At 69.2% G+C, this 21,157-nt stretch carries 20 protein-coding genes and 1 pseudogene; 12 read left to right on the forward strand and 9 right to left on the reverse strand.

Annotation, left to right across the window (positions count from 1 at the left end; genetic code table 11):
• Positions 1 to 17: 17 nt before the first annotated feature.
• The 5 genes from dnaJ to HEB94_RS27035 all read left to right on the forward strand — a co-directional run bounded on the left by dnaJ (position 18) and on the right by HEB94_RS27035 (position 4,721).
• Positions 18 to 1,142 (forward strand): molecular chaperone DnaJ, encoded by a 1,125-nt coding sequence (gene dnaJ, locus HEB94_RS27015; RefSeq protein WP_192756691.1) that lies wholly within the window; start codon positions 18 to 20, stop codon positions 1,140 to 1,142.
• Between the two features lie 54 nt (positions 1,143 to 1,196).
• Positions 1,197 to 1,550, forward strand: a complete 354-nt coding sequence (locus HEB94_RS27020) for a histidine triad nucleotide-binding protein (protein WP_192752499.1) — start codon at positions 1,197 to 1,199, stop codon at positions 1,548 to 1,550.
• A gap of 136 nt (positions 1,551 to 1,686) precedes the next feature.
• Positions 1,687 to 2,712 (forward strand): PhoH family protein, encoded by a 1,026-nt coding sequence (locus tag HEB94_RS27025; RefSeq protein WP_192752500.1) that lies wholly within the window; start codon positions 1,687 to 1,689, stop codon positions 2,710 to 2,712.
• A 233-nt stretch (positions 2,713 to 2,945) separates the two neighbouring features.
• Complete coding sequence (ybeY, locus tag HEB94_RS27030) at positions 2,946 to 3,407, forward strand: rRNA maturation RNase YbeY (protein ID WP_192752501.1); 462 nt, start codon at positions 2,946 to 2,948, stop codon at positions 3,405 to 3,407.
• A 3-nt stretch (positions 3,408 to 3,410) separates the two neighbouring features.
• Positions 3,411 to 4,721 carry a hemolysin family protein gene (locus tag HEB94_RS27035; protein ID WP_192752502.1) on the forward strand — a complete coding sequence of 437 codons (1,311 nt, stop codon included), beginning with the start codon at positions 3,411 to 3,413 and terminating at the stop codon, positions 4,719 to 4,721.
• A 79-nt stretch (positions 4,722 to 4,800) separates the two neighbouring features.
• Here the strand turns inward: HEB94_RS27035 and HEB94_RS27040 are convergent, their stop codons facing one another.
• Entirely contained in the window at positions 4,801 to 5,235 is a 435-nt protein-coding gene (locus HEB94_RS27040; RefSeq protein WP_192752503.1) for an SRPBCC family protein, read from the reverse strand.
• A 169-nt stretch (positions 5,236 to 5,404) separates the two neighbouring features.
• On the opposite strand from HEB94_RS27040, the gene HEB94_RS27045 reads away from it, so the two are divergent.
• On the forward strand, positions 5,405 to 5,755 hold the full coding sequence (locus HEB94_RS27045; RefSeq protein ID WP_337918018.1) for a cytidine deaminase: 351 nt from the start codon (positions 5,405 to 5,407) through the stop codon (positions 5,753 to 5,755).
• Positions 5,756 to 5,812: 57 nt separating this feature from the next.
• Positions 5,813 to 6,742, forward strand: coding sequence for a GTPase Era (gene era, locus HEB94_RS27050; RefSeq protein WP_192752504.1), 930 nt, complete (start codon positions 5,813 to 5,815; stop codon positions 6,740 to 6,742).
• Between the two features lie 92 nt (positions 6,743 to 6,834).
• On the opposite strand, the gene HEB94_RS27055 is transcribed toward era, so the two are convergent.
• Positions 6,835 to 7,830: a GNAT family N-acetyltransferase gene (locus HEB94_RS27055; RefSeq protein WP_192752505.1), complete on the reverse strand. Its 996-nt coding sequence runs from the start codon at positions 7,828 to 7,830 to the stop codon at positions 6,835 to 6,837.
• A gap of 342 nt (positions 7,831 to 8,172) precedes the next feature.
• Between HEB94_RS27055 and leuA the strand changes: the two genes are divergently transcribed.
• Entirely contained in the window at positions 8,173 to 9,876 is a 1,704-nt protein-coding gene (gene leuA / locus HEB94_RS27060; RefSeq protein WP_192752506.1) for a 2-isopropylmalate synthase, read from the forward strand.
• 118 nt (positions 9,877 to 9,994) lie between these two features.
• Here the strand turns inward: leuA and HEB94_RS27065 are convergent, their stop codons facing one another.
• From HEB94_RS27065 to HEB94_RS27080, 4 genes are all read right to left on the reverse strand, one after another.
• Positions 9,995 to 11,107 (reverse strand): Gfo/Idh/MocA family protein, encoded by a 1,113-nt coding sequence (locus tag HEB94_RS27065; RefSeq protein ID WP_192752507.1) that lies wholly within the window; start codon positions 11,105 to 11,107, stop codon positions 9,995 to 9,997.
• Positions 11,104 to 11,868, reverse strand: a complete 765-nt coding sequence (locus HEB94_RS27070; RefSeq protein ID WP_192752508.1) for a ThuA domain-containing protein — start codon at positions 11,866 to 11,868, stop codon at positions 11,104 to 11,106. Before HEB94_RS27070 ends, HEB94_RS27065 begins: the two co-directional genes overlap by 4 nt.
• Positions 11,865 to 12,959 carry a LacI family DNA-binding transcriptional regulator gene (locus HEB94_RS27075; RefSeq protein WP_192752509.1) on the reverse strand — a complete coding sequence of 365 codons (1,095 nt, stop codon included), beginning with the start codon at positions 12,957 to 12,959 and terminating at the stop codon, positions 11,865 to 11,867. The genes HEB94_RS27070 and HEB94_RS27075 overlap by 4 nt, the downstream gene beginning before the upstream one ends.
• Positions 12,960 to 13,137: 178 nt before the next feature.
• The gene (locus HEB94_RS27080; RefSeq protein ID WP_192752510.1) at positions 13,138 to 14,124 is read right to left on the reverse strand and encodes a LacI family DNA-binding transcriptional regulator; all 987 of its coding nucleotides are present in this window, start codon (positions 14,122 to 14,124) and stop codon (positions 13,138 to 13,140) included.
• 217 nt (positions 14,125 to 14,341) lie between these two features.
• On the opposite strand from HEB94_RS27080, the gene HEB94_RS27085 reads away from it, so the two are divergent.
• Positions 14,342 to 16,453 carry an ABC transporter substrate-binding protein gene (locus HEB94_RS27085; protein WP_192752511.1) on the forward strand — a complete coding sequence of 704 codons (2,112 nt, stop codon included), beginning with the start codon at positions 14,342 to 14,344 and terminating at the stop codon, positions 16,451 to 16,453.
• A 101-nt stretch (positions 16,454 to 16,554) separates the two neighbouring features.
• Here the strand turns inward: HEB94_RS27085 and HEB94_RS53730 are convergent, their stop codons facing one another.
• Both HEB94_RS53730 and HEB94_RS27095 read right to left on the reverse strand, forming a co-directional pair.
• Positions 16,555 to 17,376: a GNAT family N-acetyltransferase gene (locus HEB94_RS53730; RefSeq protein WP_202896570.1), complete on the reverse strand. Its 822-nt coding sequence runs from the start codon at positions 17,374 to 17,376 to the stop codon at positions 16,555 to 16,557.
• 120 nt (positions 17,377 to 17,496) lie between these two features.
• Positions 17,497 to 17,862, reverse strand: coding sequence for a Fe-S cluster assembly protein HesB (locus HEB94_RS27095; protein WP_238361633.1), 366 nt, complete (start codon positions 17,860 to 17,862; stop codon positions 17,497 to 17,499).
• Between the two features lie 206 nt (positions 17,863 to 18,068).
• Between HEB94_RS27095 and HEB94_RS53735 the strand changes: the two genes are divergently transcribed.
• The 3 genes and pseudogenes from HEB94_RS53735 to HEB94_RS27110 all read left to right on the forward strand — a co-directional run bounded on the left by HEB94_RS53735 (position 18,069) and on the right by HEB94_RS27110 (position 20,665).
• Entirely contained in the window at positions 18,069 to 18,803 is a 735-nt protein-coding gene (locus HEB94_RS53735; RefSeq protein WP_192752512.1) for a CPBP family glutamic-type intramembrane protease, read from the forward strand.
• Positions 18,804 to 18,869: 66 nt separating this feature from the next.
• A pseudogene (recO, locus tag HEB94_RS27105) lies at positions 18,870 to 19,595 on the forward strand (DNA repair protein RecO); the annotation flags it as partial.
• A 221-nt stretch (positions 19,596 to 19,816) separates the two neighbouring features.
• On the forward strand, positions 19,817 to 20,665 hold the full coding sequence (locus HEB94_RS27110; RefSeq protein WP_192752514.1) for an isoprenyl transferase: 849 nt from the start codon (positions 19,817 to 19,819) through the stop codon (positions 20,663 to 20,665).
• Positions 20,666 to 20,674: 9 nt separating this feature from the next.
• Here the strand turns inward: HEB94_RS27110 and HEB94_RS27115 are convergent, their stop codons facing one another.
• Positions 20,675 to 21,094 (reverse strand): Fur family transcriptional regulator, encoded by a 420-nt coding sequence (locus HEB94_RS27115; protein WP_192752515.1) that lies wholly within the window; start codon positions 21,092 to 21,094, stop codon positions 20,675 to 20,677.
• Between the last annotated feature and the right edge of the window lie 63 nt (positions 21,095 to 21,157).

A 21,157-nucleotide genomic window follows, 5' to 3' on the forward strand; every position in this document is an offset into this window, starting at 1 on the left:
CAGAGGCCACTCAGAGCATGAGCCAGGACTACTACGAACTCCTCGGCGTCCGCCGCGACGCCTCCGCGGAGGAGATCAAGAAGGCCTACCGTCGGCTGGCGCGGACCCTGCATCCGGACGTCAACCCCGATCCGGAGACGCACGAGCGCTTCAAGGACGTTACCCGCGCCTACGAGGTCCTTTCCGACCCGAAGAAGCGCGAGGTGTACGACCTCGGTGGCGACCCGATGGCGGCGGCCGGCCAGGGCGCGGGATTCGGTCCGGGCTTCTCCTTCACCGACATCATGGACGCCTTCTTCGGCTCGTCCGGCTCCCGCGGGCCGAGGTCGCGCACCCGCCGCGGCCAGGACGCACTGCTGCGACTGCCCGTACAGCTGTCCGAAGCGGTGTTCGGCGCGGTCAAGGAGATCAACGTCGACACCGCGGTGGTCTGCCAGAGCTGCGCCGGCGCCGGCGCCGCCCCAGGCACCTCGCCGACCACCTGCCCGGTCTGTGAGGGCCGCGGCGAGGTGAGCTCGGTGCAGCGTTCGTTCCTCGGCCAGGTCATGACGACCCGACCGTGCCCGCGCTGCCAGGGCTTCGGCACGATCATCCCCAACCCGTGCCCGGAGTGCGCGGGGGAGGGCCGGGTGCTCTCCCGTCGTACGCTCGCGGTGAAGATTCCCGCCGGTGTCGACGACGGCACCCGCATCCAGCTCTCCGGCCAGGGCGAGGTCGGCCCGGGCGGCGGACCCGCCGGCGACCTGTACGTCGAGATCCAGGTCGAGCCACACGAGGTGTGGAGCCGACAGTCCTCCGACCTGCACTGCACGGTCAAGCTGCCGATGACCGCGGCGGCGCTGGGCACCACGATCACGCTGGAGACGCTCGACAAGGACACCGTGGAGGTCGAGGCCAAGCCTGGCACCCAGTCGGGCCAGGAGCTGGTCATCTCCGGCCGCGGCGTACCGCACCTGTCCGGATCCCATCGCGGTGACCTCATCGTCCACGTCGTCGTCGAGACGCCCAGCCGGCTCGACGCGGCGCAGCGTGAGCTGCTCACCGAACTCGCTCGACTGCGGGGGGAGGAGAAGGCCAGTGGGCAGTTCACCTCCGAGCGCAGGGGCGTCTTCTCCCGGATCCGGGACGCGTTCAACGGCTGAGGTCGGCTGAGGACACCGCGACCGAGGACGCCGCGGGAGACTGGTGAGGGGGAGATGGCGAACACCGAGCAGTGCATCTTCTGCCGGATCGTGGCCGGGGAGATCCCGGCCGAGGTCGTGCGGGAGACGGAGCGGACGCTGGCGTTCCGGGACGTCGCACCACAGGCCCCGGTCCACGTCCTGGTGATCCCCAAGGAGCACCGGGACGGACTCGACGGCCTGGTCGCCGACGGCACGGAGACGGCCGGACTGCTCCTCCAGGAGTGCGCGGCGGTCGCGGCTCAGGAGGGGGTGACCGAGACGGGCTACCGCGTGGTGGTCAACAACGGCGCCGAGGCCGGGCAGGCGGTCGATCACTGCCATCTGCACGTTCTCGCTGGACGCCGGCTCACGGACACTCTCGGCTGAGCCCCCGCCCTCCGGGTCGTCCGGGACCGACATCACGCCCAAGGCGGAAATACCAGTCCCGGTTCTCGGCAGCGAGGGCTACGATGAACGACGTTTGAGCGAGGGAGAAAGAAGGAGAAGGCCCCACAGGCCGCCCATGGCGAAGACCAGTCCTACACAGACGAAGATCATCGTTCCGTCGAGCGTCTCGATGGTGAGCTTGCTTGGTCCGCGCGATGAGTTCCTCCGGGTGGCGGAGAAGGAGTTCGACGCCGAGATCCACGTCCGGGGCAACGAGATCACCGTCACAGCCGCACCGGAGGAGCGCGTCCTCGTCGAGCAGCTTTTCGACGAGCTTGTCGCGATCGTCCGGTCGGGCCACGGCTTGACCTCCGACGCGGTGGAGCGAAGTGTCGCGATGCTCAGGGCTCGCGACTCCGAGCGCCCCACCGACGTTCTCACGCTCAACATCCTCTCCAACCGTGGTCGGACGATTCGCCCGAAGACGGTCGGTCAGAAGCGCTACGTCGACGCCATCGACCAGCACACGGTGATCTTCTCCATCGGCCCCGCCGGCACCGGCAAGACCTACCTCGCGATGGCGAAGGCGGTGCAGGCGCTGCAGGCCAAGCAGGTCAACCGCATCATCCTGACCCGACCCGCGGTCGAGGCCGGTGAGCGGCTCGGATTCCTCCCGGGCACCCTGTCGGAGAAGATCGACCCCTACCTGCGGCCGCTCTACGACGCGCTGCACGACATGATCGACCCCGACTCCATCCCGCGGCTGCTGACCGCGGGGACGATCGAGGTCGCGCCGCTCGCCTACATGCGTGGTCGCACGCTGAACGACGCGTTCATCATCCTCGACGAGGCACAGAACACCTCGCCGGAGCAGATGAAGATGTTCCTCACCCGGCTCGGGTTCGGCTCCAAGATGGTCGTGACCGGCGACGTCACCCAGATCGACCTGCCAGGTGGCACGTCGTCGGGGCTGAAGGTGGTCCACGACATCCTCGGTGGCATCGACGACGTCTACTTCAGCACCCTCAACAGCCACGACGTCGTACGCCACAAGCTGGTCGGTCGGATCGTCGCCGCCTACGACGAGTACGAAGCGCGCCGGGAGGCAGACTCCAACCGTCCGGTCGAGGTCGGCCGCCGCCCCGGAACGGCACGCCCCTGACGGCGGTCAGCGCGACGACTGGCACAGTTGGGGCAGTCCACCATGCTCGTTCGTCCGCTGCCGGATCCCATGTTGATCAACGATCTGGTCACAAACCGGGGCCTGTCGGAAACCTCGCGGTCCCTCCACCCGTCCACTAAGGACACGGCGGAGGGCCCCGCGTCGCGAGCATGCGAGAGACTCTCCGCATTTGTCCCGTCCGCACTGTTTCCGAGGCACCCTGTGAATCGCCCATGAGCATCGATATCGCCAATGAGTCCGGCGTCGAGGTAGACGAGCGCGAGCTGTCGCGGCTGGCCCGCTTCGTGCTCGACCGGATGCGTCTCCATCCGCAGGCGGAGCTGTCCGTCGTTCTCGTCGACGAGAAGACGATGGCCGAGCACCACGTGCGCTGGATGGACGAGCCCGGCCCGACCGACGTTCTCGCCTTTCCGATGGACGAGCTCCGGCCCGGCCGCGAGGGCGAGGAGCCGCCGAGCGGCCTGCTCGGCGACGTGGTCCTGTGCCCCCAGGTCGCCGAACGACAGGCGAAGGAGGCCGGGCACTCCACCGAGGACGAGCTGCAGTTGCTCGCCGTGCACGGGATCCTCCACCTGCTGGGCTATGACCATGCCGAGCCGGAGGAGCACCAGGAGATGTTCGGGCTGCAGGCCCGGCTCCTCTCGGAGTGGCAGCCGTTACGCGAGGGGCGGTAGCTGATGACCGGTGACGTGCTGCTGATCGTGTTGGCGGCGATCCTGGCCCTCATCGCCGGGTTCCTCGCCTCCGCCGAGGCAGCACTGTCAGCGTTCTCCAAGTCCCGCGCGGAGGGTCTCGTCGCCGCCGGCCGGCACGGGGCCGAGCGCGTACGCACCCTCGTCGAGGACCGCGCCCCCTACCTCAACACCGCCCTGCTGATCCGGCTGGCCTGCGAACTCACCGCGACCGTGCTGGTGGCCGACGTCCTGTTCGGCGTCATCGGACCGACGTGGCTCGCCATCCTCGCCACCGCCGGCGTCATGATCGTGGTGTCGTACGTCGTGGTCGGCGTGGCGCCCCGCACCGTCGGGCGCCAGCACCCCGACCGGGTCGCCCTGATGACGGCGCCGTCACTGACCGCGCTGACCAGGGTGCTCGGGCCGCTGCCGAAGCTGCTGATCCTGCTCGGAAACGCCCTCACACCTGGCAAGGGTTTCCGCGAGGGGCCGTTCGCGACGGAGGCGGAGCTTCGCGAACTCGTCGACATCGCCGAGGCCAGCCGGGTCATCGAGTCCGGCGAACGCCAGATGATCCACTCGGTGTTCGAACTCGGCGACACGATCGTGCGCGAGGTGATGGTTCCGCGTACGGACATCGTGGTCATCGAGCACAACAAGACGTTGCGTCAGCTGATGTCCCTCGCCCTGCGCAGCGGGTTCTCCAGGATCCCCGTCGTCGGGGAGAACCTCGACGACGTCGTGGGTGTGGCCTACCTCAAGGACGTCACCCAGCGGGTCTACGACAACCGCCAGGCCGAGACCACCGAGCGGGTCGAACAGGTGATGCGACCGCCTGCGTTCGTCCCCGACTCCAAACCGGTCGACGGTCTGCTCCGTGAGATGCAGCAGCAGCGCACCCACCTCGCGATCGTGCTCGACGAGTACGGCGGCACGGCGGGACTCGTGACCATCGAGGACATCCTCGAGGAGATCGTCGGCGAGATCACCGACGAGTACGACGTCGCTCCGCGCGCGGTCGAGCGGCTGGGCAGCGGGGCGGTCCGGGTGAGCTCCCGGCTTCCGATCCACGAGTTGGGCGAGCTGTTCAACCTCGACCTCGACGACGAGGATGTCGACAGCGTGGGTGGCCTGATGGCCAAGCATCTGGACAAGGTGCCGATCCCCGGCGCGAAGGTCGTCGTGGAGGGCCTGCAGCTGCTGGCCGAGGGACCCGTCGGTCGCCGTAACCGTATCCCCACCATCCTCGTCACCCGGGTCGACGAACCCGAGTGGGAGGAGGCCGAGCGCGGCGCGGAGGAGAAGACCTCCTGACCGAACGACACGTCCGCCCGACCCAGGGCGGGTCGGGCGGGGACGTGCGAGCGGGCTCGGGTGGGGCGGGTCGTGGTGGTCAGGCGAAGCGGTCGCGGAGTGCGCGCAGGCCGGTGCCGAACACGGCCTCCCCGAACGTCGCCGTCAGCTTTTTCTCGACGTCACCGTCCGCGTCGAAGTCGGCCGTCCACTGCGCGAACGTGTGTCCGGTGTCGGTGACCGCGGTGAGGGTGAGCGTCGACTCGTACCTGCGGACGGGGAACTCACTCTGCACGAAGTTGTAGGTGAAACTGCACCGGCGGTCGTCGAGGTCCAGCAACCGCTCCCGGACGACACTGCCGTCGGTGAGGGTGAGTGCGCGTACGCAGCCCACCGTGTCTCCGGTCTGGCCACCCTCGATCACGCTGGTCGCGATTCCGGGATGCCAGTCGGCGAGCTTGCCGAAGTCGCGGACGACTCCCCAGACCTGTACGACGTCGGCGGCGATCACGGCGCTGGCAATGGCTGTGGCCATCGTGGCGGCCCTCCTGTTCGGCGGATCCGGTCGGCCGGACCGGCTTCTCGCTCATCGTTCAGGACGCGCCCCGGGACGTCCAGGGGCGAGCCCATCCTTTGGGCGGAGCGTATCTTCCGGCCAGATCCTCGCCCCCGCATGCACCGGCGCACGCCCTAGGATCACAGGGGTGACCAGCCAGGAACTCGACCCAGAAGACGCCAAGATCATCACCCTGGCGCGCTCGACCAGGGCCCGGACCGGAGCGACTGAGGGCGCCGGCGTCCGCGACACGATGGGACGCACCTACACCGCCGCGACCGTGAACCTCCCGTCGCTTCGACTCTCCGCTCTACGACTGGCGGTCGCGATGGCTGTCTCCAGCGGTGCTGACGGTCTGGAGGCGGCGGCCGTGGTCGGGGAGGGGGAGACCCTGCCGGAGGAGGACCTAGCGGCCGTGGCTGACGCCGCGGGAGCGTCCGTCCCGGTCCTTCACGCCGGACCCGACGGCGAAGTCCGCTCCGTCCTCACGGCCGGCTAGCGCGAGGACGGGCCCGCGCCGGGGCCACGAATGACCTGGTAGGGAAGAATCGGCCGGATGAGCGAGGCTACGACGGAGTTCCGCAGCGGGTTCGCCTGCCTGGTGGGTCGCCCCAATACCGGCAAGTCGACCCTGACCAACGCCCTGGTCGGGCGGAAGGTCGCGATCGCGTCGTCCCGTCCCCAGACCACCCGCCACACCGTCCGGGGGATCGTCACCCGTCCGGACGCCCAGCTGGTCCTCGTCGACACCCCGGGACTCCACAAACCGCGCACCCTGCTCGGCGAGCGGTTGAACGCGCTGGTTCTGAGCACGCTCAGCGAGGTCGACGCCGTGGGTGTGTGCCTGCCGGCGAACGAACGGGTGGGACCTGGTGACCGGTTCCTCGTGAACGAGATCGCGAAGGTACGCCGGCGGCCGACCGTCGCGATCGTCACCAAGGCCGACCTGGTCGACCGGGCGCGGATGACCGAGCACCTGATCGCCGTCCAGGAGATGACGAAGGAGACCGGCGTCGAGTGGGACGACATCGTCCCGGTCTCCGCGGTCGACGGCACCCAGATCGACCTGCTGTCCAACCTGCTGGTGGAGAAACTTCCGCCGGGCCCGGCGCTGTATCCCGAGGGAGAGCTGACCGACGAGCCGGAGGAGGTACTCGTCGCGGAACTCATCCGGGAGGCCGTCCTCGAAGGAGTCCGGGACGAGCTTCCCCACTCGGTCGCGGTCCTCGTCGAGGAGATGAAGCTGCGCGAGGACCGACCTAAGGACCGGCCCCTGCTCGACGTCTACGCCCACCTCTACGTCGAGCGCCCGAGCCAGAAGGCGATCGTCATCGGCGCGAAGGGGCGACGTCTCGTCGAGGTCGGCACGACCGCCCGCAAGCAGATCGAGACCCTCCTGGGTACGCCGATCTACCTCGACCTGCGGGTCAAGGTCGCCAAGGACTGGCAGCGCGACCCCAAGCAGCTTCGCCGGCTCGGCTTCTAGGGTCCGTCTCCCCGCATCCACGCCGGCGGCGCGGGTGCGCCGCTCCCGACGGTGCGGCGCCCCGCATCCACGCTGGCGGCCAAGGACACGACCTAGACGTCGCGCTGCCAGCCGAAGTGGCGCGACACGATCTGGTAGCCGAGCGCCTCGTTGATCGAGATCATGTGCGCGTTGGACTCGGCGTTCCAGGTGTCGACCCAGCGCACCGCCGGCTCGGCCTGCGCGATCCAGGCCATCATCTCCGCCTTCAGCAGCAGCCCGAGCCGGTGGCCGCGGTGTGCGCCCAGGACCGCCGTGTCGAGCTGGTAAGCAAAGTCGGGCTGCTCCGGGGACGCCCCGACGATCGTGTGCCCGGCCAACTCGCCGTCGGACTCGCGTCGTGCGACCAGCCGGTACAGCGTGGAGCCCGACTCCCGGAACGCGTGCTCGAAGGCGCGGATCCGCTCGGCGGTGAACACCTCGTCCTCGACGTCGAGGTCGTCGGTGGGCGCGTCGTTGATCGCGGCCGTCATCGCGGCGATCTGCTCGACGTATTCCTCGGGTACGGCGTCGACGAAGCGCAGCAGCGAATAGTCGGTGGACGCCTTGCGGGCCTGCTCGAGGAGTTGGCCGACGTGTGCGTGGTCGACGGCCGTGAGGTCCTGGCGACGCTGAACCTCGATGCTCGCCCGGGTGAAGCCCATCGCCTTGGCGAAGGCGCTCGGTCCGGGCGCCTCGACGGTGCCGGTGACGATGAGGCGGCGACCGCTCGCGCGCACGCGCGCGAGGCCCTCCTCGAACAGTGCCCGCCCGATGCCCTGCCGGCGATGTTCGGGGTGGACCGTGATGCCGAGGTCCGTCAGGTGCAGGTTGTCGCGCTCGGAGGTGCCGAGTGAGAGCCGTCCGATCACCTCGCCTGATCGGTCGGGGTGATACAGCAGCCACACCGTGGAGGGCTCTCCGTCCCAGCCGTACCGCAGGTGACCGACGAAGGAGCGCCGGTGGCTGGGCGGGTTGTAGGGCGTGTCGGCGGCACGGGCCGCCTCCCCGAGTGCCATGGCCGCGGTGACCGCGGCGTCGTCGTCGGGGTCGAGGCGCTGGAGGTTCATGCCCGTCAGGGTGACGGCTGCAGGTCCACACGGCAACGGGATTTCGCTCCCGGCGTGCCGGGCACATGCCGGGCAGATCGGGCGGAACCGGGCGGCGCCGCGTAGCCACCTCGACGCCTGTCGACGCGGGGGAACCGTGGCGGAGTTCCCGACTTTCGACGGGGGCGCTTGCACACGTTCGGGCGGACCTGGTTAAGCTGAGCGACCTATGCGGTACGTAGGTCTCCTCCTTCGCTGCCGCGGCGGGGCCCTCTAGGCCGGGCTCCTCGCCGCGGGGGTGCTCGATGTCCCGGCCACGCCGACTGCCATCGAACGCGCCAGCGAAGACCGAGGACCATTCTGATGCCAAATCACCAACGGCCAAGCCGCATGCCCTTCCACCGCTACAGCGCCTTCCCGCCGGTGGACCTGCCCGACCGCACCTGGCCCAACGCCCGCATCACCGAGGCGCCGCGGTGGCTCTCGACCGATCTGCGTGACGGAAACCAGGCCCTGATCGATCCGATGAGCCCGGCCCGCAAGCGGCGCATGTTCGATCTGCTGGTCAGGATGGGCTACAAGGAGATCGAGGTCGGTTTCCCGTCGGCCAGCCAGACCGACTTCGACTTCGTACGCGCGATCATCGAGGAAGACCTCGTTCCCGACGACGTGACGATCTCCGTGCTGACCCAGGCGCGTCAGGAACTGATCGAGCGTACGGCCGAGTCGCTGGTCGGCGCGAAGCGCGCGACCATCCACCTCTACAACGCGACTGCCCCGCTGTTTCGTCGCGTCGTCTTCGGCGTCGACCGCGAGGAGTGCAAGGCGATCGGTGTCCAGGGCACCGAGTGGGTGATGAAGTACTCCGACCAGCTGCTCGGCGACACCGAGTTCGGCTACGAGTACAGCCCCGAGATCTTCGTCGACACCGAGCTGGACTTCGCGCTGGAGGTCTCCGAGGCGGTGATGGACGTCTGGCAGCCCGGACCGGGTCGCGAGATCATCCTGAACTTCCCCTGCACGATCGAGCGCTCCACGCCGAACGTCTACGCCGACCAGATCGAGTGGATGAGCCGAAACCTGTCCCGGCGTGAGCACGTGTGCCTTTCGGTGCACACGCACAACGACCGCGGCACCGCGGTCGCCGACGCCGAGCTCGCCGTCATGGCGGGTGCCGACCGGATCGAGGGCTGCCTGTTCGGCAACGGCGAGCGCACCGGCAACGTCTGCCTCGTCACGCTGGGGATGAACCTGTTCTCCCAGGGAATCGACCCGCAGATCGACTTCTCCGACATCGACGAGATCCGCCGCACCGTGGAGTACTGCAACCAGCTGCCGGTGCACCCACGCCACCCCTACGCCGGTGACCTGGTCTACACCGCGTTCTCCGGCTCGCACCAGGACGCGATCAAGAAGGGCCTGGAGGCGCTGGAGACCGAGGCGACGAAGGCTGGCGTGCCGGTCGACGAGTTCCCGTGGGAGGCTCCGTACCTCACCATCGACCCCAAGGACGTCGGCCGCTCCTACGAAGCCGTGATCCGGGTCAACTCTCAGTCCGGCAAGGGCGGCGTCGCCTACGTCCTGAAGGCCGAACACCACCTGGACCTCCCGCGCCGGCTGCAGATCGAGTTCAGCCGGCTGGTGCAGCACCTCACCGACGAAGAGGGTGGTGAGGTGCCCGCCGCGCAGATCTGGGAGCTGTTCGAGGAGGAGTACCTCCGGGCGCGGGGCCGCCTGGCGTTGCAGTCCGTGCACACCTCCTCGGCGGAGGACGGGCCCGACGAGGTCACCGTCGGAGTCGTGCTGGACGGTGAACGCCGCACCCTGTCCGGCAAGGGCAACGGGCCGATCGCCGCGTTCGTCGACGCGATTCGCGAGGTGGATGTCGACGTTCGTGTCCTCGACTACGCCGAGCACGCGCTCAGTGCGGGAGGCGACGCCACCGCCGCCGCCTACGTCGAGTGCGAGATCGGTGACAAGGTCCACTGGGGCGTCGGGATCGACGCCAACATCGTGAGCGCGTCGCTCAAGGCGGTGATCTCCGCCGTCAACCGCTCCGCACGCTGACGGAGCGGGCGGCTCCGGCACCCTGGACGGATGCCGGAGCCGCACCGCGCGGGTCGACCGCGGACGCTCGGAAGCCGGCCGGAGCGGTCTGTCGCGCCGATCTGTTCCCGGCGACGGGTCAGCCAGGCGGGGAGACGCTCGTCCAGCCGGCGAGCGCGTCGGCGACCGGACCGGTCGCCTGGGCACGCGCCTGTGTGTACGCCTGCTCGAGGATGTCCGCCAGGTGTACCCGCCCGCCGGCCTTGGCCGAGGCGATCGCCGCATGCACCATCGCCAGGCTCATGACGTTGTCGCGGGCCGTGCCCATCGGCGTCGAACCGGTCCGCAGCGCGGCGACGAACTCACGCAACGAGCCAGCGATACCCGGGTGTGGATCCACCGACGGGTCATCGCTGTTCGGCGCGGCCTCTCGGCCCTCGACGATCTCGAGGGTCGGGGGGCCGTCGCCATCCCAGCGGGCGGTGCCGTGTTCGCCGCTCGCCCGCCACGAGGCGTTCCACGACGTCTCCTGGCCCGGGCTGCACCAGCTGCCCGTGTAGACGTAGCGGAGCCCGCCCGACAGCTCGAAGATGGCCGTGGTCGCGGCGTCGCCGGCGTACCAGCTCCACGGCGGGTTGTACTCCTCGCAGTAGACCGACACCGGATCGGCGTCGAGCAGGAAACGCGCGCTGTCGAACGCGTGGATCGCCATGTCGAGGACCAGCGGGTGGTCCATCGCGTCGCGGAAACCACCGAAGTGCGGCGCCTTGAAGAACTCCGCCGTGAGCACGCCGAGCCGGCCCAGCTGGAGCAGCTGCCGCCGGTAGGCGAACAGGTGTCCGTTGTAGCGCCGGCTCTGGCTCACCATGAAGAGTCGGTCGTAGGCCTGAGCAGCCGCGGTGAGCTCGAGGGCCTCGGTGAGGGTGGCCGCGAGCGGCTTCTCGCCCAGCACCGGAAGGCCACGGCGGAGCGCCTCCATGGTCACCGGGTGGTGGGCCTCGGGGATCGTCACGTCGACCACGAAGTCGGGCGCGACGGCGTCCGCGAGTTCCTCCAGTGTCTGCCCGACGGGAACCTCGGAGGCGCCGGCCTCGTCAAGGGCGGCTTTCGCCGTGGCGACGTTGAGGTCGGCCACACCCACGAGTTCGACCTCGTCGTAGGCACGGATGGTCCGCAGCCAGCCGCGACCCATGCCGCCGGCACCGACCAACAGCGCGCGCAAGGGACGGTTGACAGGAGCGCTCTCGGTCATGCCTGCTCCTGCGCGGACTCCTCGTACCAACCGGCGGCGCTGCGCCGAAGGATCGGCAGGTCGCGTTCGCCGGTGGGTGCGACGTAGCCGACTGCGTTCGCGATCACCCTGCGCACGTCGGGGTGGTGGTAGACGGGGTAGGCCTGGTCACCGGGGCTGAAGTAGAAGATGCGGCCGTTCCCGCGGTAGAAGGTACAGCCGCTGCGGAACACCTCTCCACCGGTGAAGGAACTCACGAAGACGAGCTCGTCGGGGTCGGGGATGTCGAAGACCTCGCCGTACATCTCCTGCTCCGGAATGATGATCGGGCTCGGGACGCCCTGGGCGACCGGGTGGTTCGGCTTGAGCGTCCACACCAGCTCGCGGTCGTCGGCACCACGCCAGCGCAGCGAGCAGGTGGTCCCGAGCAGCCGGCGGAAGATCTTCGAGAAGTGCCCGGAGTGCAGGACGACGAGACCCATCCCGCTGAGCACGTGCTGCTGGACGCGGTCGACCACCTCGTCGGAGACCTTCCCGTGGGCGGCGTGGCCCCACCAGGTGAGCACGTCCGTGTCGGCCAGGACCTCCTCGGTCAGGCCGTGCTCCGGCTCGTCCAGGGTCGCGGTGCGGATGGTGACCTGGCCCTTGAGGTGCTCCTCGATCCCCGCCGCGACGGCGCCGTGGATGCCCTCGGGATACCGGGCGCGAACCGCCTCCTCCCGCTGTTCGTGAACGTTCTCGTTCCAGACGGTGACCCTGATGGTGCGCGCGGTGTCGCTCATGGAGCTCCTTGCTCGTGTGGGGTGGAGAGGTCCTTCGGGTGTTCGTTCGGTTCCGGTCGAACGTGGCTGAGGACGACGGGGTCGCCGAGCCGGTGCGGGGCCGCCGTACTTCCGCGCTCGTGCAACACCGGCGCGAGCAGGACGTGCGCGGCGGTGTCACCGGCGATGGCGCCGACGATCAGGTCGACGGCGTGCTCGGCCATGGCGGCGACCGGCAGGTCGACGAACGTGAGGGTGGGCGAGATCCGCTGCGCCGTTGCCGCGGAGGTGAGGGTGAGGACGGACAGGTCCGTGGGAACGGCGACGCCGTCCATGGCCAGCACCTCCTCAACGGTAGTCAGTGCCTCCTGGTCGTGAACGATCAGTGCGGTGATGCGCGGCTCGGCGGCCAACAGGCGGCGTACGGCGTCGGCCAGGCGCGGTCGGACGGCCGGCGACCGCTCGGTGACGAGGGAGAGCGCGAGCCGATCGGCCGCGAGGCGAACCCCGCCGAGCGTGCGCACCGCGTAGCCGAGGCGGCGTTCGAGGGCGCCGTGGTTCGGCCCGAGCAGGCCGATCCTGCGGTGCCCGAGTCCGGCCAGGTGCTCGACGCACAGCACGCCGGCGCCGGCGAAGTCCAGATCGACCCAGGGCAGCCCGCGTGGATCGTCTGGCTGACCGAGCAGAGCCGCGGGGATGCCGAGCTCCCGGATCGTGGCGACCCGGGCGTCGTCGACGGAGACCTCCATCGTGAGTACGCCGTCGGCGAGTGCGCTGTGGGCCACCCGGCGAAGTCCCTCGTCTCCCTCGTCCGCGGTCATGAGGAGGACGTCGTAGCCACGGGCGCGGGCGGCGCTGGTGATCGCGGTCACGAACGCCATGCCGACCGAGACCGAGAAATAGTCCGCCGCCGGCATGAAGAGCGCGAGGATCTGGGACCGGCGGCTGGCCAGCGCCTGGGCGCCGGCATGGGGCCGGTAGCCGAGCGCGTGAATGGCCTGTTGCACGCGTTCCCTTGTCTCGGCGGAGATCCGGCGTTTCCCGCTGAGCGCGTAGGACACCGTGCTGACCGAAACGCCGGCGTGCCGCGCGACGTCCTTGATTGTCGGCATGGGACCTCCCCGTTCCTCCTCGGCCGCTGGGCCGGAAGTCCAGAAACGTTCACCGTCAACGGGATTGAAGCGATTCGACAGAAAGTAATAAGAAATGTCGAGCAATGTCCATGGCGCCGAGAAGGCCCGGCCGGAGGTGGTCAGAAGAGAGCGCGGAAATTCGGCGAACCAAATCCGGTCACGTTGATCGATTCCGGCCGCGGGTCGGCTGGACGCGGATCAGGCCACCATGCGGCCCGGGCTCCTCGTCGATCGCGGCGATCGCGAGGTCGACAACGGTCCGGGTCATCTCCGCGACCGGAAGCTCCCACCTGGTCAACGCGCGCTCGTCCTCGGCGCCGGAGGTGCTGGCGACGGCCGCGACGGGCAGCTCGGTCGGTACCCGCGCACCCTCCTCCCGCAGGATCCCGACCAGCCCCGGCACGTCGTGGACCGTGACGAACGCCGTGGGCGGCTCCGGAGCGGCGAGCAACCGGTGCACCCGCCGGGCCAGCGTCAGGCGCACGGGCGAGGAGCGGATCACCGCGAGCTTCACCCCCGTGGACCGGGCACCCGTGCGGGCTCCGGCCAACCCGCGCTCGGCGTAGCTCAGGCCGGCCCGAAACTCCGCGTCGGTGGACCCGACGAACCCGATCCGCCGGTGTCCCGCGGCGGCGAGGTCGCGGACCGCCTCGGCGGCGGCGCCGCCGAAGTCGAAGTCGCACCAGGGGAGACCGGCGGGGTCGTCGGGTCTTCCGAGCAGCGCCACGGGGAAGCCGAGTTCGCGTACGACCGGGATCCGGGGATCGGCCGTCAGCACCGACATCAGGATCGCGCCGTCGGCCAACCGGCTGCGGGCCACCCGCCGGACGTCGGCGACCGTCTCCTCGCCGGTCAGCAGCAGCAGGTCGTAGTCGTGGGCGCGGGCGGCCGTACTCAGGTCGTGCACGAAACGCCAGCGCAGCGGGAGATAGGGGCCGTCCTCTGGCACCGAGACGGCCAGCACCCGGGTGCGAGCGCCTCGAAGCGCGCGGGCTCCGGCGTGTGGCTGGTAGTCGAGTTCGCGAATCGCGCGCTCGACCGCCTGCCGCGTGGTGGAGGAGATGCTGCGACGGTTGGTCAGGACGTAGGACACCGTGCTCGGCGCCACGCCGGCACGCCGGGCGACATCGGCGATCGTGGCCACGAGCGTCTCCTCGAGTCTTTGAGTTGTCGAACTATTTCGACGCGATGGGACGCTAGAAGTACCGCGATACGGGTGTCAAGAAAGCCTCTCGAGACCGGTCATGGACAGCGGTTGGCTAACCTGGCTTCGCGTCTTGACAGTCGATACGGTTCCGCGATTACTGTTCGGCCAAGTTTCTGCTGTCGAATCGAATCGACGATCCACGATGGAGGACGCGATGGCAGGGTCCGACGAACTCACCAGGCGCCGCCTGCTCTTCAGCGCAGCCCTGGTCGCCGGCTCCGTCGCACTGGGAGCGTGCAGCGCGGGGGAGGGCGGCGGCACCACACAGGGCGCCGCGAAGCCGAGCGGGACGCCGACGAGAAAGGGCTCGGCCACCAAGGCGGTGGCGCCTCCTCGGCAGTTGTCGGAAGCACCGATGCTCGCCGATCAGGTGAAGGCCGGAAAGCTCCCGGCACTGAAGGAACGCCTGCCCGCCAAGCCCTACGTCATTCCGCACTACTGGGCAGAGCCCGGAAAATACGGTGGCAACCTTCGGCTGGTCTGCTCGGCGACCAACGACGACTCCATCAAGGAGTACATGTACGGCCACTCGCCGCTGCGCTGGCTCAACGACGGCCTCGACATCGGCCCCGGCCTCGCGGAGAGTTGGGAGTCCAACGAGGACGCCTCGGAATGGACGCTGCACTTCCGTGCGGGACTGCGGTGGTCCGACGGCACGAAGTGGACGACCGCCGACGTGATGTTCTGGTGGGAGGACATGGTCCTCAACGAGGAGTTCTCCGAGGGCATCCCCGACGAGGCACGCTCGGGCACCGGAACCGTCGCCAAGGTCACTGCACCCGACGAGTCGACCATCGTCCTGACCTACGACGCGCCGAGCCCGACGGTCCCGGACATGATCGCGAACTGGGTCAAGCGGGGGATCGCCGGTTCGTGGATGGAACCCAAGCACTACATGCAGGAGTTCCACCCGAAGTACAACAAGAGCGTCGGCGCGGACTGGACGACGACGTTCGACCAGAAGCGCAACGCGATCCTCAACCCTGACGTGCCGGCCATGACCGGATGGCGCCTGACGTCGTACAAGGAGGGGAGTGCGACCAACTGGGAGCGCAACCCCTACTACTGGGTGGTCGACCGCGAGGGACGCCAGTTGCCCTACGTCGACACGCTCTCCTTCCAGGCCGTCACCAACGTCGAGACGCGCAAGCTGCAGATCCAGACCGGACAGTTCGACTTCGTGCACGGCCCGTTCGCCGGTCTCGACCTTTCTGACATCTCCGGGCTGAAGAGCAGCCAGACGAAGAACCAGATGCAGGTTCTTCTGTGGGACAGCGGATCCGGCACCGGATCGGTGTTCTTCTTCAGCCTGGACTACGACGAGCCGGCGATGCGCGCGCTGATCCGCAAGCCGGAGTTTCGTCAGGCGTTGTCGCTGGCCTTCGACCGGTCCGAAGCCCGCAAGGCCATCTACTTCGACACGGGCCAGCCGACCACGGGTGCGTACGGTCCGAAGACGCGGGAGTTCAACCGCGCCGACGGTCCGACGATGTACAAGCAGTGGCGGGAGTCCTGGGTCGACTTCGACCCGGACCGGGCCAAGGCGATGCTCGACAAGCTCGGCGTGGTCGACAAGGACGGCGACGGCATGCGGGAGAAGCCTGACGGCAGCAAACTCGTCGTCCGGCTGGACTATCCGGCCGATGAGGACGCGGCCGGTGAGCACATGAAGAAGAACCAACTCCTGAAGAAGTGTTGGGACGCCATCGGCATCGACACCAGACTCAGCCCGGTCCCGCCCACCGCCTTCGAGGACCAGTGGGCGCAGGGCAAGCTCATGACGACGACCGCGTGGGAGTGCAGCACGATGAGCGTCGCGGCCGACATGATCTGGCTGATGCCGATGGAACCGTCGCGATGGGCGCCCCTGCAGGGACAGTTCTACGCGGTGCGTGGAACGCCGGACGAGAGCCGTGAGAAGGACGTCGATCCGTACAAGCGCACACCGCCACGAGCCGAACCCGAGCCGGGTGGCCCGGTCGAGCGGCTGTGGAAGCTCTCCGACCAGGTGCGCGTCGAGGTCGACCAGGTCAAGCGGGACAAGCTCGTGTGGGAAATGATCAAGATCCACATCAAGGAAGGCCCGTTCTTCATGGGCGCGGTCGCCAACTATCCCCGGATCGAGCTTGTCAAGCAGGGCTTGCGCAACGTGCCGACGCGTGAACAGACAGCCCTCGGTGGCCTGGTCAACGACTGGCACCACCCGACGCCGGCCGCCTACGACCCCGAGTCGTGGTTCTGGGACGACCCCGCGGCACACGCCTGAGGCCTTACGACCCAAGGGGCCCGGTTGGTTCGGATGAACTCCGAACCAACCGGGCCCTCGACATCAGGGATCACCCGCGCCGCCACCGACGGAGCGAGCCGCTACGCGCCCGGTGCGGGCATGGCCTCGCAGGCGGTTCCGACCACCTGGAAGCCGACCCGCTCGTAGACACTCGCGGCCTCCACCGAGGCAGCGGACAGGAACGACAGCGAAACGCCGTGCGTGGCGGCGTCGGCCACCAGCGCGGACGTCACCGCCGCGCCGATGCCGCGCCGGCGGGCCGAGGGAATCGTGCCGATTCCGGTGATCTCGGCCACCTCCGAGCGGGGATGGTAGCTCCCGCCCCCGATCGGTCCTGACGCGTCCACGGCGGCGGCCCACCGGATCAAACCGCGCCGGGTCAACTGCCGCATGTAGTCCACGCGTTCGACGCGCATGCCCGAGACGAGCTTGTCGCGTTCGGCCGGACCGGCCGAACCCACCGCGGTTCCAGCCCATCCGAAAGCGAGATCGACCGCGCCCACGGCGACGGCGAACTGTGGATCGTCGGGATCGAGAAAGAGGATCGAGACTCCGTCCGGTGGTGTCGGGCGGGACGGCTCACCAAGAACCAGGAGCGGCCGGCGTTCGACCGCGAGCCCCGCCTTCTCGGCAGCCTCGGCGAGTCCGGGAGAGGTCTCCAGTACCCACTCGAAGGAGACAGGTACGCCCAACTCCTCCTGGCGGGCACGAACGGCATCGACGTCCGTCACGGTGAAACCACCGGAGTGGCCGAGACGGGGCCGAGCGTAGTAGGGCCACGCCCCGCTGGAGACGAAGAGCGTGAACGGCCCGATGTCCTCGGTCTTGGCATTCGCGCGGGGAGCGGTGTCGTAGTAGTGCTCGATGCGCGGTAGGGCCTGCGCGGGTCGCACGATGGTCACCCGGCATTATCCCCAGAGCCGCCTGTGTACGCCCGCATCGCGCGTCGTGTCGCACACGGACACCCAACCCGGCCGGCGTCGCCGAACCGAGCCGATGTGTTCCCGCCGGTGCGTTCAGGTTCAGGCCGTCGGACGGCCGTCGCCCGGGCCCTGGCTGTCCTGCGACGGCCGGTCGCTGTCGGTCTGGCCGCTGGCCTGACCACCGGCCTGACTGCCCAGGAAGAACTGCACGCTGCCCTGAGCGTCGACCTCGGCGTCGAGCACCATCTCCTCGAGCATGCTCGAGGCGCTCTCCTCCAGGAACACACGGGCACCCTGCTCCTCGACAACCTCGTCGCCGGCCGTCGGTTCGGCCGCGACCGCGAGGCTGAGGCTCTGCTGGTCCTCAGGCTGTGCGGTGATGCGGAGACCCGCGCTTCCCGGAAGCTCAGGGCTGTTCGTCAAGGACTGGATGACGAGGGCAGCGTTGTTCGTGAGTGCAAGCAAGATTGCTCCTCAGCTTGAGATGTGTGGCCGGGGACTCCGACCCACCCACCTGGAACGGCGTGCGTCAACGCGACACGGTGGGCCCAACCGGCTGGCAGGTGGCGAATCACTCCCCGGATGCGCTGGACGCCGGTGATTCCACCCTTGCCCCTGATCGGCGATGAGTCAAACCCTGCGTGTCGGGCCCGAGCGGAGATGATGGAGAGGTGACCAGTGAGCCCCCTGCACCGGAGCCTTCCGGCCCTGTCCAGCCCGGTCCGCTGCCCAGCGCCGAACAGCCACCACCCCGATGGGGAATCCCCACCGCCATCGGGTCCCTGCTTGGTTTCATCATTCTGTCCAACGGGGTGGTCATCGGACTGAGTACGGTCGGCGTCGACTCGACCACGGCCCAGATCGTCGCGATCCTGGTCGGCTGGCTGTCTCTGGGGGGTTGGCCCCTACTCGCGGCGCGGCGGCGTGGTAACGGTCCGCGTTCGGACTTCGCGCTGGCGTTCCGCCCGCGCGACCTCGGCATCGGCCTCCTCGCCGCGCTCGTCGTCTACGTGGCCGGGGCGGTCTACCTGGTCGTCTACCTGTCGTTGACAGGAGCCGAGCCCACGTCCGCGCTGGGAACGACGGCGGAGGGGGCCGGCGCGTCGTGGCAGGTCGTCGTTCTCGCCGTCCAGGCCCTGTGTGCACCGTTCGTGGAGGAACTCCACTTTCGCGGCTTGTGGTGGGGAGCGTTGCGCCGCCGCGGCCTGGCCACCTGGCTGACGTTACTGGTGACGGCCCTGCTGTTCGCCGTCGTCCACTTCGAGCCGACCCGGGTGGTGTTCCTCTTCGCGGCGGGACTCGCGTGCGGCTTCGTCCGGATGCGGACAGGCCGCCTCGGCCCGGCGATCGTCACCCACTTCCTGGTCAACCTGCTCGCGGCGGTCGGTCTGCTGAGCCTGCTCTGACCCCGCGCGCCGGGCGAAGTCCGCGCTGGCCACCGCCGCGCGGACGGGGTAGGCGAGAATGGCGGCGTGGCAGTGTATGTCGACGAGGCCATCGTGCTCCGCACCCACAAGCTGGGCGAGGCCGATCGGATCATCACGCTGCTCACCCGGCACCACGGGCGGGTACGCGCGGTCGCCAAGGGTGTCCGCCGTACGACCTCGCGCTTCGGCGCCCGGCTCGAGCCCTGCTCCTACGTCGAGCTCCAGCTCGCCGTAGGGCGGTCGCTCGACATCATCACCCAGGCCGAGATCCGCCGGCCGTACGCGGAGGCGATGTACGCCGACTACGGTCGCTACACCACGGCCACCGCCATGCTGGAGACCGCCGAACGTCTCACGGTCGAGGAACGCGAACCAGCGACCCAGCAGTTCCTGCTCCTCGTCGCCGCCCTGCGGGCACTCGCCGAGGGGGCCCACGCACCCGGCCTCGTCCTCGACTCCTACCTGCTCCGCTCCCTGTCGGTCGCCGGCTACGCGCCGTCCTTCGACGCCTGCGCACGGTGCGGCTCCTCCGGACCTCACCGGGCCTTCGCCGCCGCGTCCGGCGGAATGGTCTGCGCCGACTGCCGTCCCGCCGGCGTCGCGATGCCGGCACCGGAGACGATCGCACTGCTCGGTGCGCTGCTGGCCGGTGAGTGGGCGGTCGCCGATCCGAGTGCGCTGCGTCACCGCCGAGAAGCGACCGGTCTGGTGTCGGCGTACCTTCAGTGGCACCTGGAGCGTGGTCTGCGGTCCCTGCCGCACGTCGAACGGCTCGAGCCGGGGATCCTTGCCCATCCCGCGAGGAGCGACGGGCAGGATGGGGACGAGGCCGACGTGACCGAACCAGGCGGGACCGGACCAGGCGGGACCGAACCGGACGGGACCGACGGGACCGAACCACACGGCGCGAGGTCCACCGACTCGACCAACGACCTGAGCGACGACGTGAGCAGTGACGTGACGATGAACACAGGACGGGTGTGATCTCCCGGATGAGTCCCAGTATCCGTGCCGGGCTGCGCAGGCGGAGCACCGTTCGCCCGCCCAAGCAGATTCAGCCACCCGACCCGCATCCGACCGGCGCCCAGCCGCCGGAGATTCCACCGGAGCTGGTGCCCAACCACGTCGCCCTGGTGATGGACGGCAACGGCCGGTGGGCAAAGGCGCGGGGTCTCCCGCGTACGCGTGGGCACGAGCGCGGCGAAGGTGCCCTCTTCGACGTCGTCAAGGGCGCCATCGAGATCGGTGTGAAGACGCTGTCCGCCTACGCCTTCTCCACCGAGAACTGGTCGCGCTCACCGGATGAGGTGCGCTTCCTGATGGGCTTCAACCGCGAGGTCATCCACCGCCGGCGAGACGAACTCGACGCGATGGGTGTGCGGGTGCGGTGGGCGGGGCGTCGTCCCCGGCTGTGGAAGAGCGTGATCAGCGAGCTCGAGGAGGCCGAGGAGCGCACCCGCGACAACGACGTCCTCACGCTGCAGTTCTGCGTCAACTACGGCGGTCGCGCGGAGATCGCGGACGCCGTACGGGCCCTGACCAAGGACGTCGAAGCCGGGAAGCTGCGGTCGGACCGGATCGACGAGAAGGTCGTGGCGAAGTACCTCTACCAGCCCGACCTGCCCGACGTCGACCTGTTCGTCCGTTCCTCGGGGGAGCAGCGGACCTCCAACTTCATGCTCTGGCAGTCGGCCTACGCGGAGTTCGTGTTCCTCGACACGCTCTTCCCCGACTTCGACCGGCGCCACCTGTGGGAGGCGATCGAGATCTATGCCAGGCGCGACCGCCGGTTCGGCGGTGCGGTGCCGAACGAGGTGAGTGGCGACCTCGGCGCGACCTGAGTCGCGACGTCAGCGCGCGGCGGCCGCCGCGGCTCGGGCACACTCGGCGCAGGTGCCGAAGACCTCGATGGTGTGCGTGACGTCGACGAAGCCCGCCTCGGCGGCGACGCGTTCGGCCCAGCGCTCGACGGCCGGTCCCTGAACCTCGACGGTGCGCCCGCAGGACCGGCACACCAGGTGGTGGTGGTGCCGCACCGTGGCGCAGCGGCGGTAGACGGTCTCACCGTCGTCGGTACGGATGGCGTCAACCTCGCCGGCGTCCGCCAGGGACGCGAGCGTGCGGTAGACGGTGGTCAGCCCCACGGCCTCGCCACGTCCCCGCAGCAGCGCGTGGATGTCCTGCGCGCTGCGGAAGTCGTCGACGCCTTCGAGAACCTCCGAGACCGCCGTGCGCTGCCGGGTCGACCGCAGCTTCTGGCCGGTGCTCATCCGGGCCACCTCCTCCCTCGTGATCCGGTTCCATTCTCGCGTACCCCGGTCGGTGTGGAACGT

The organism is Actinopolymorpha pittospori (assembly GCF_014873875.1).
Lineage (GTDB): Bacteria > Actinomycetota > Actinomycetes > Propionibacteriales > Actinopolymorphaceae > Actinopolymorpha > Actinopolymorpha pittospori.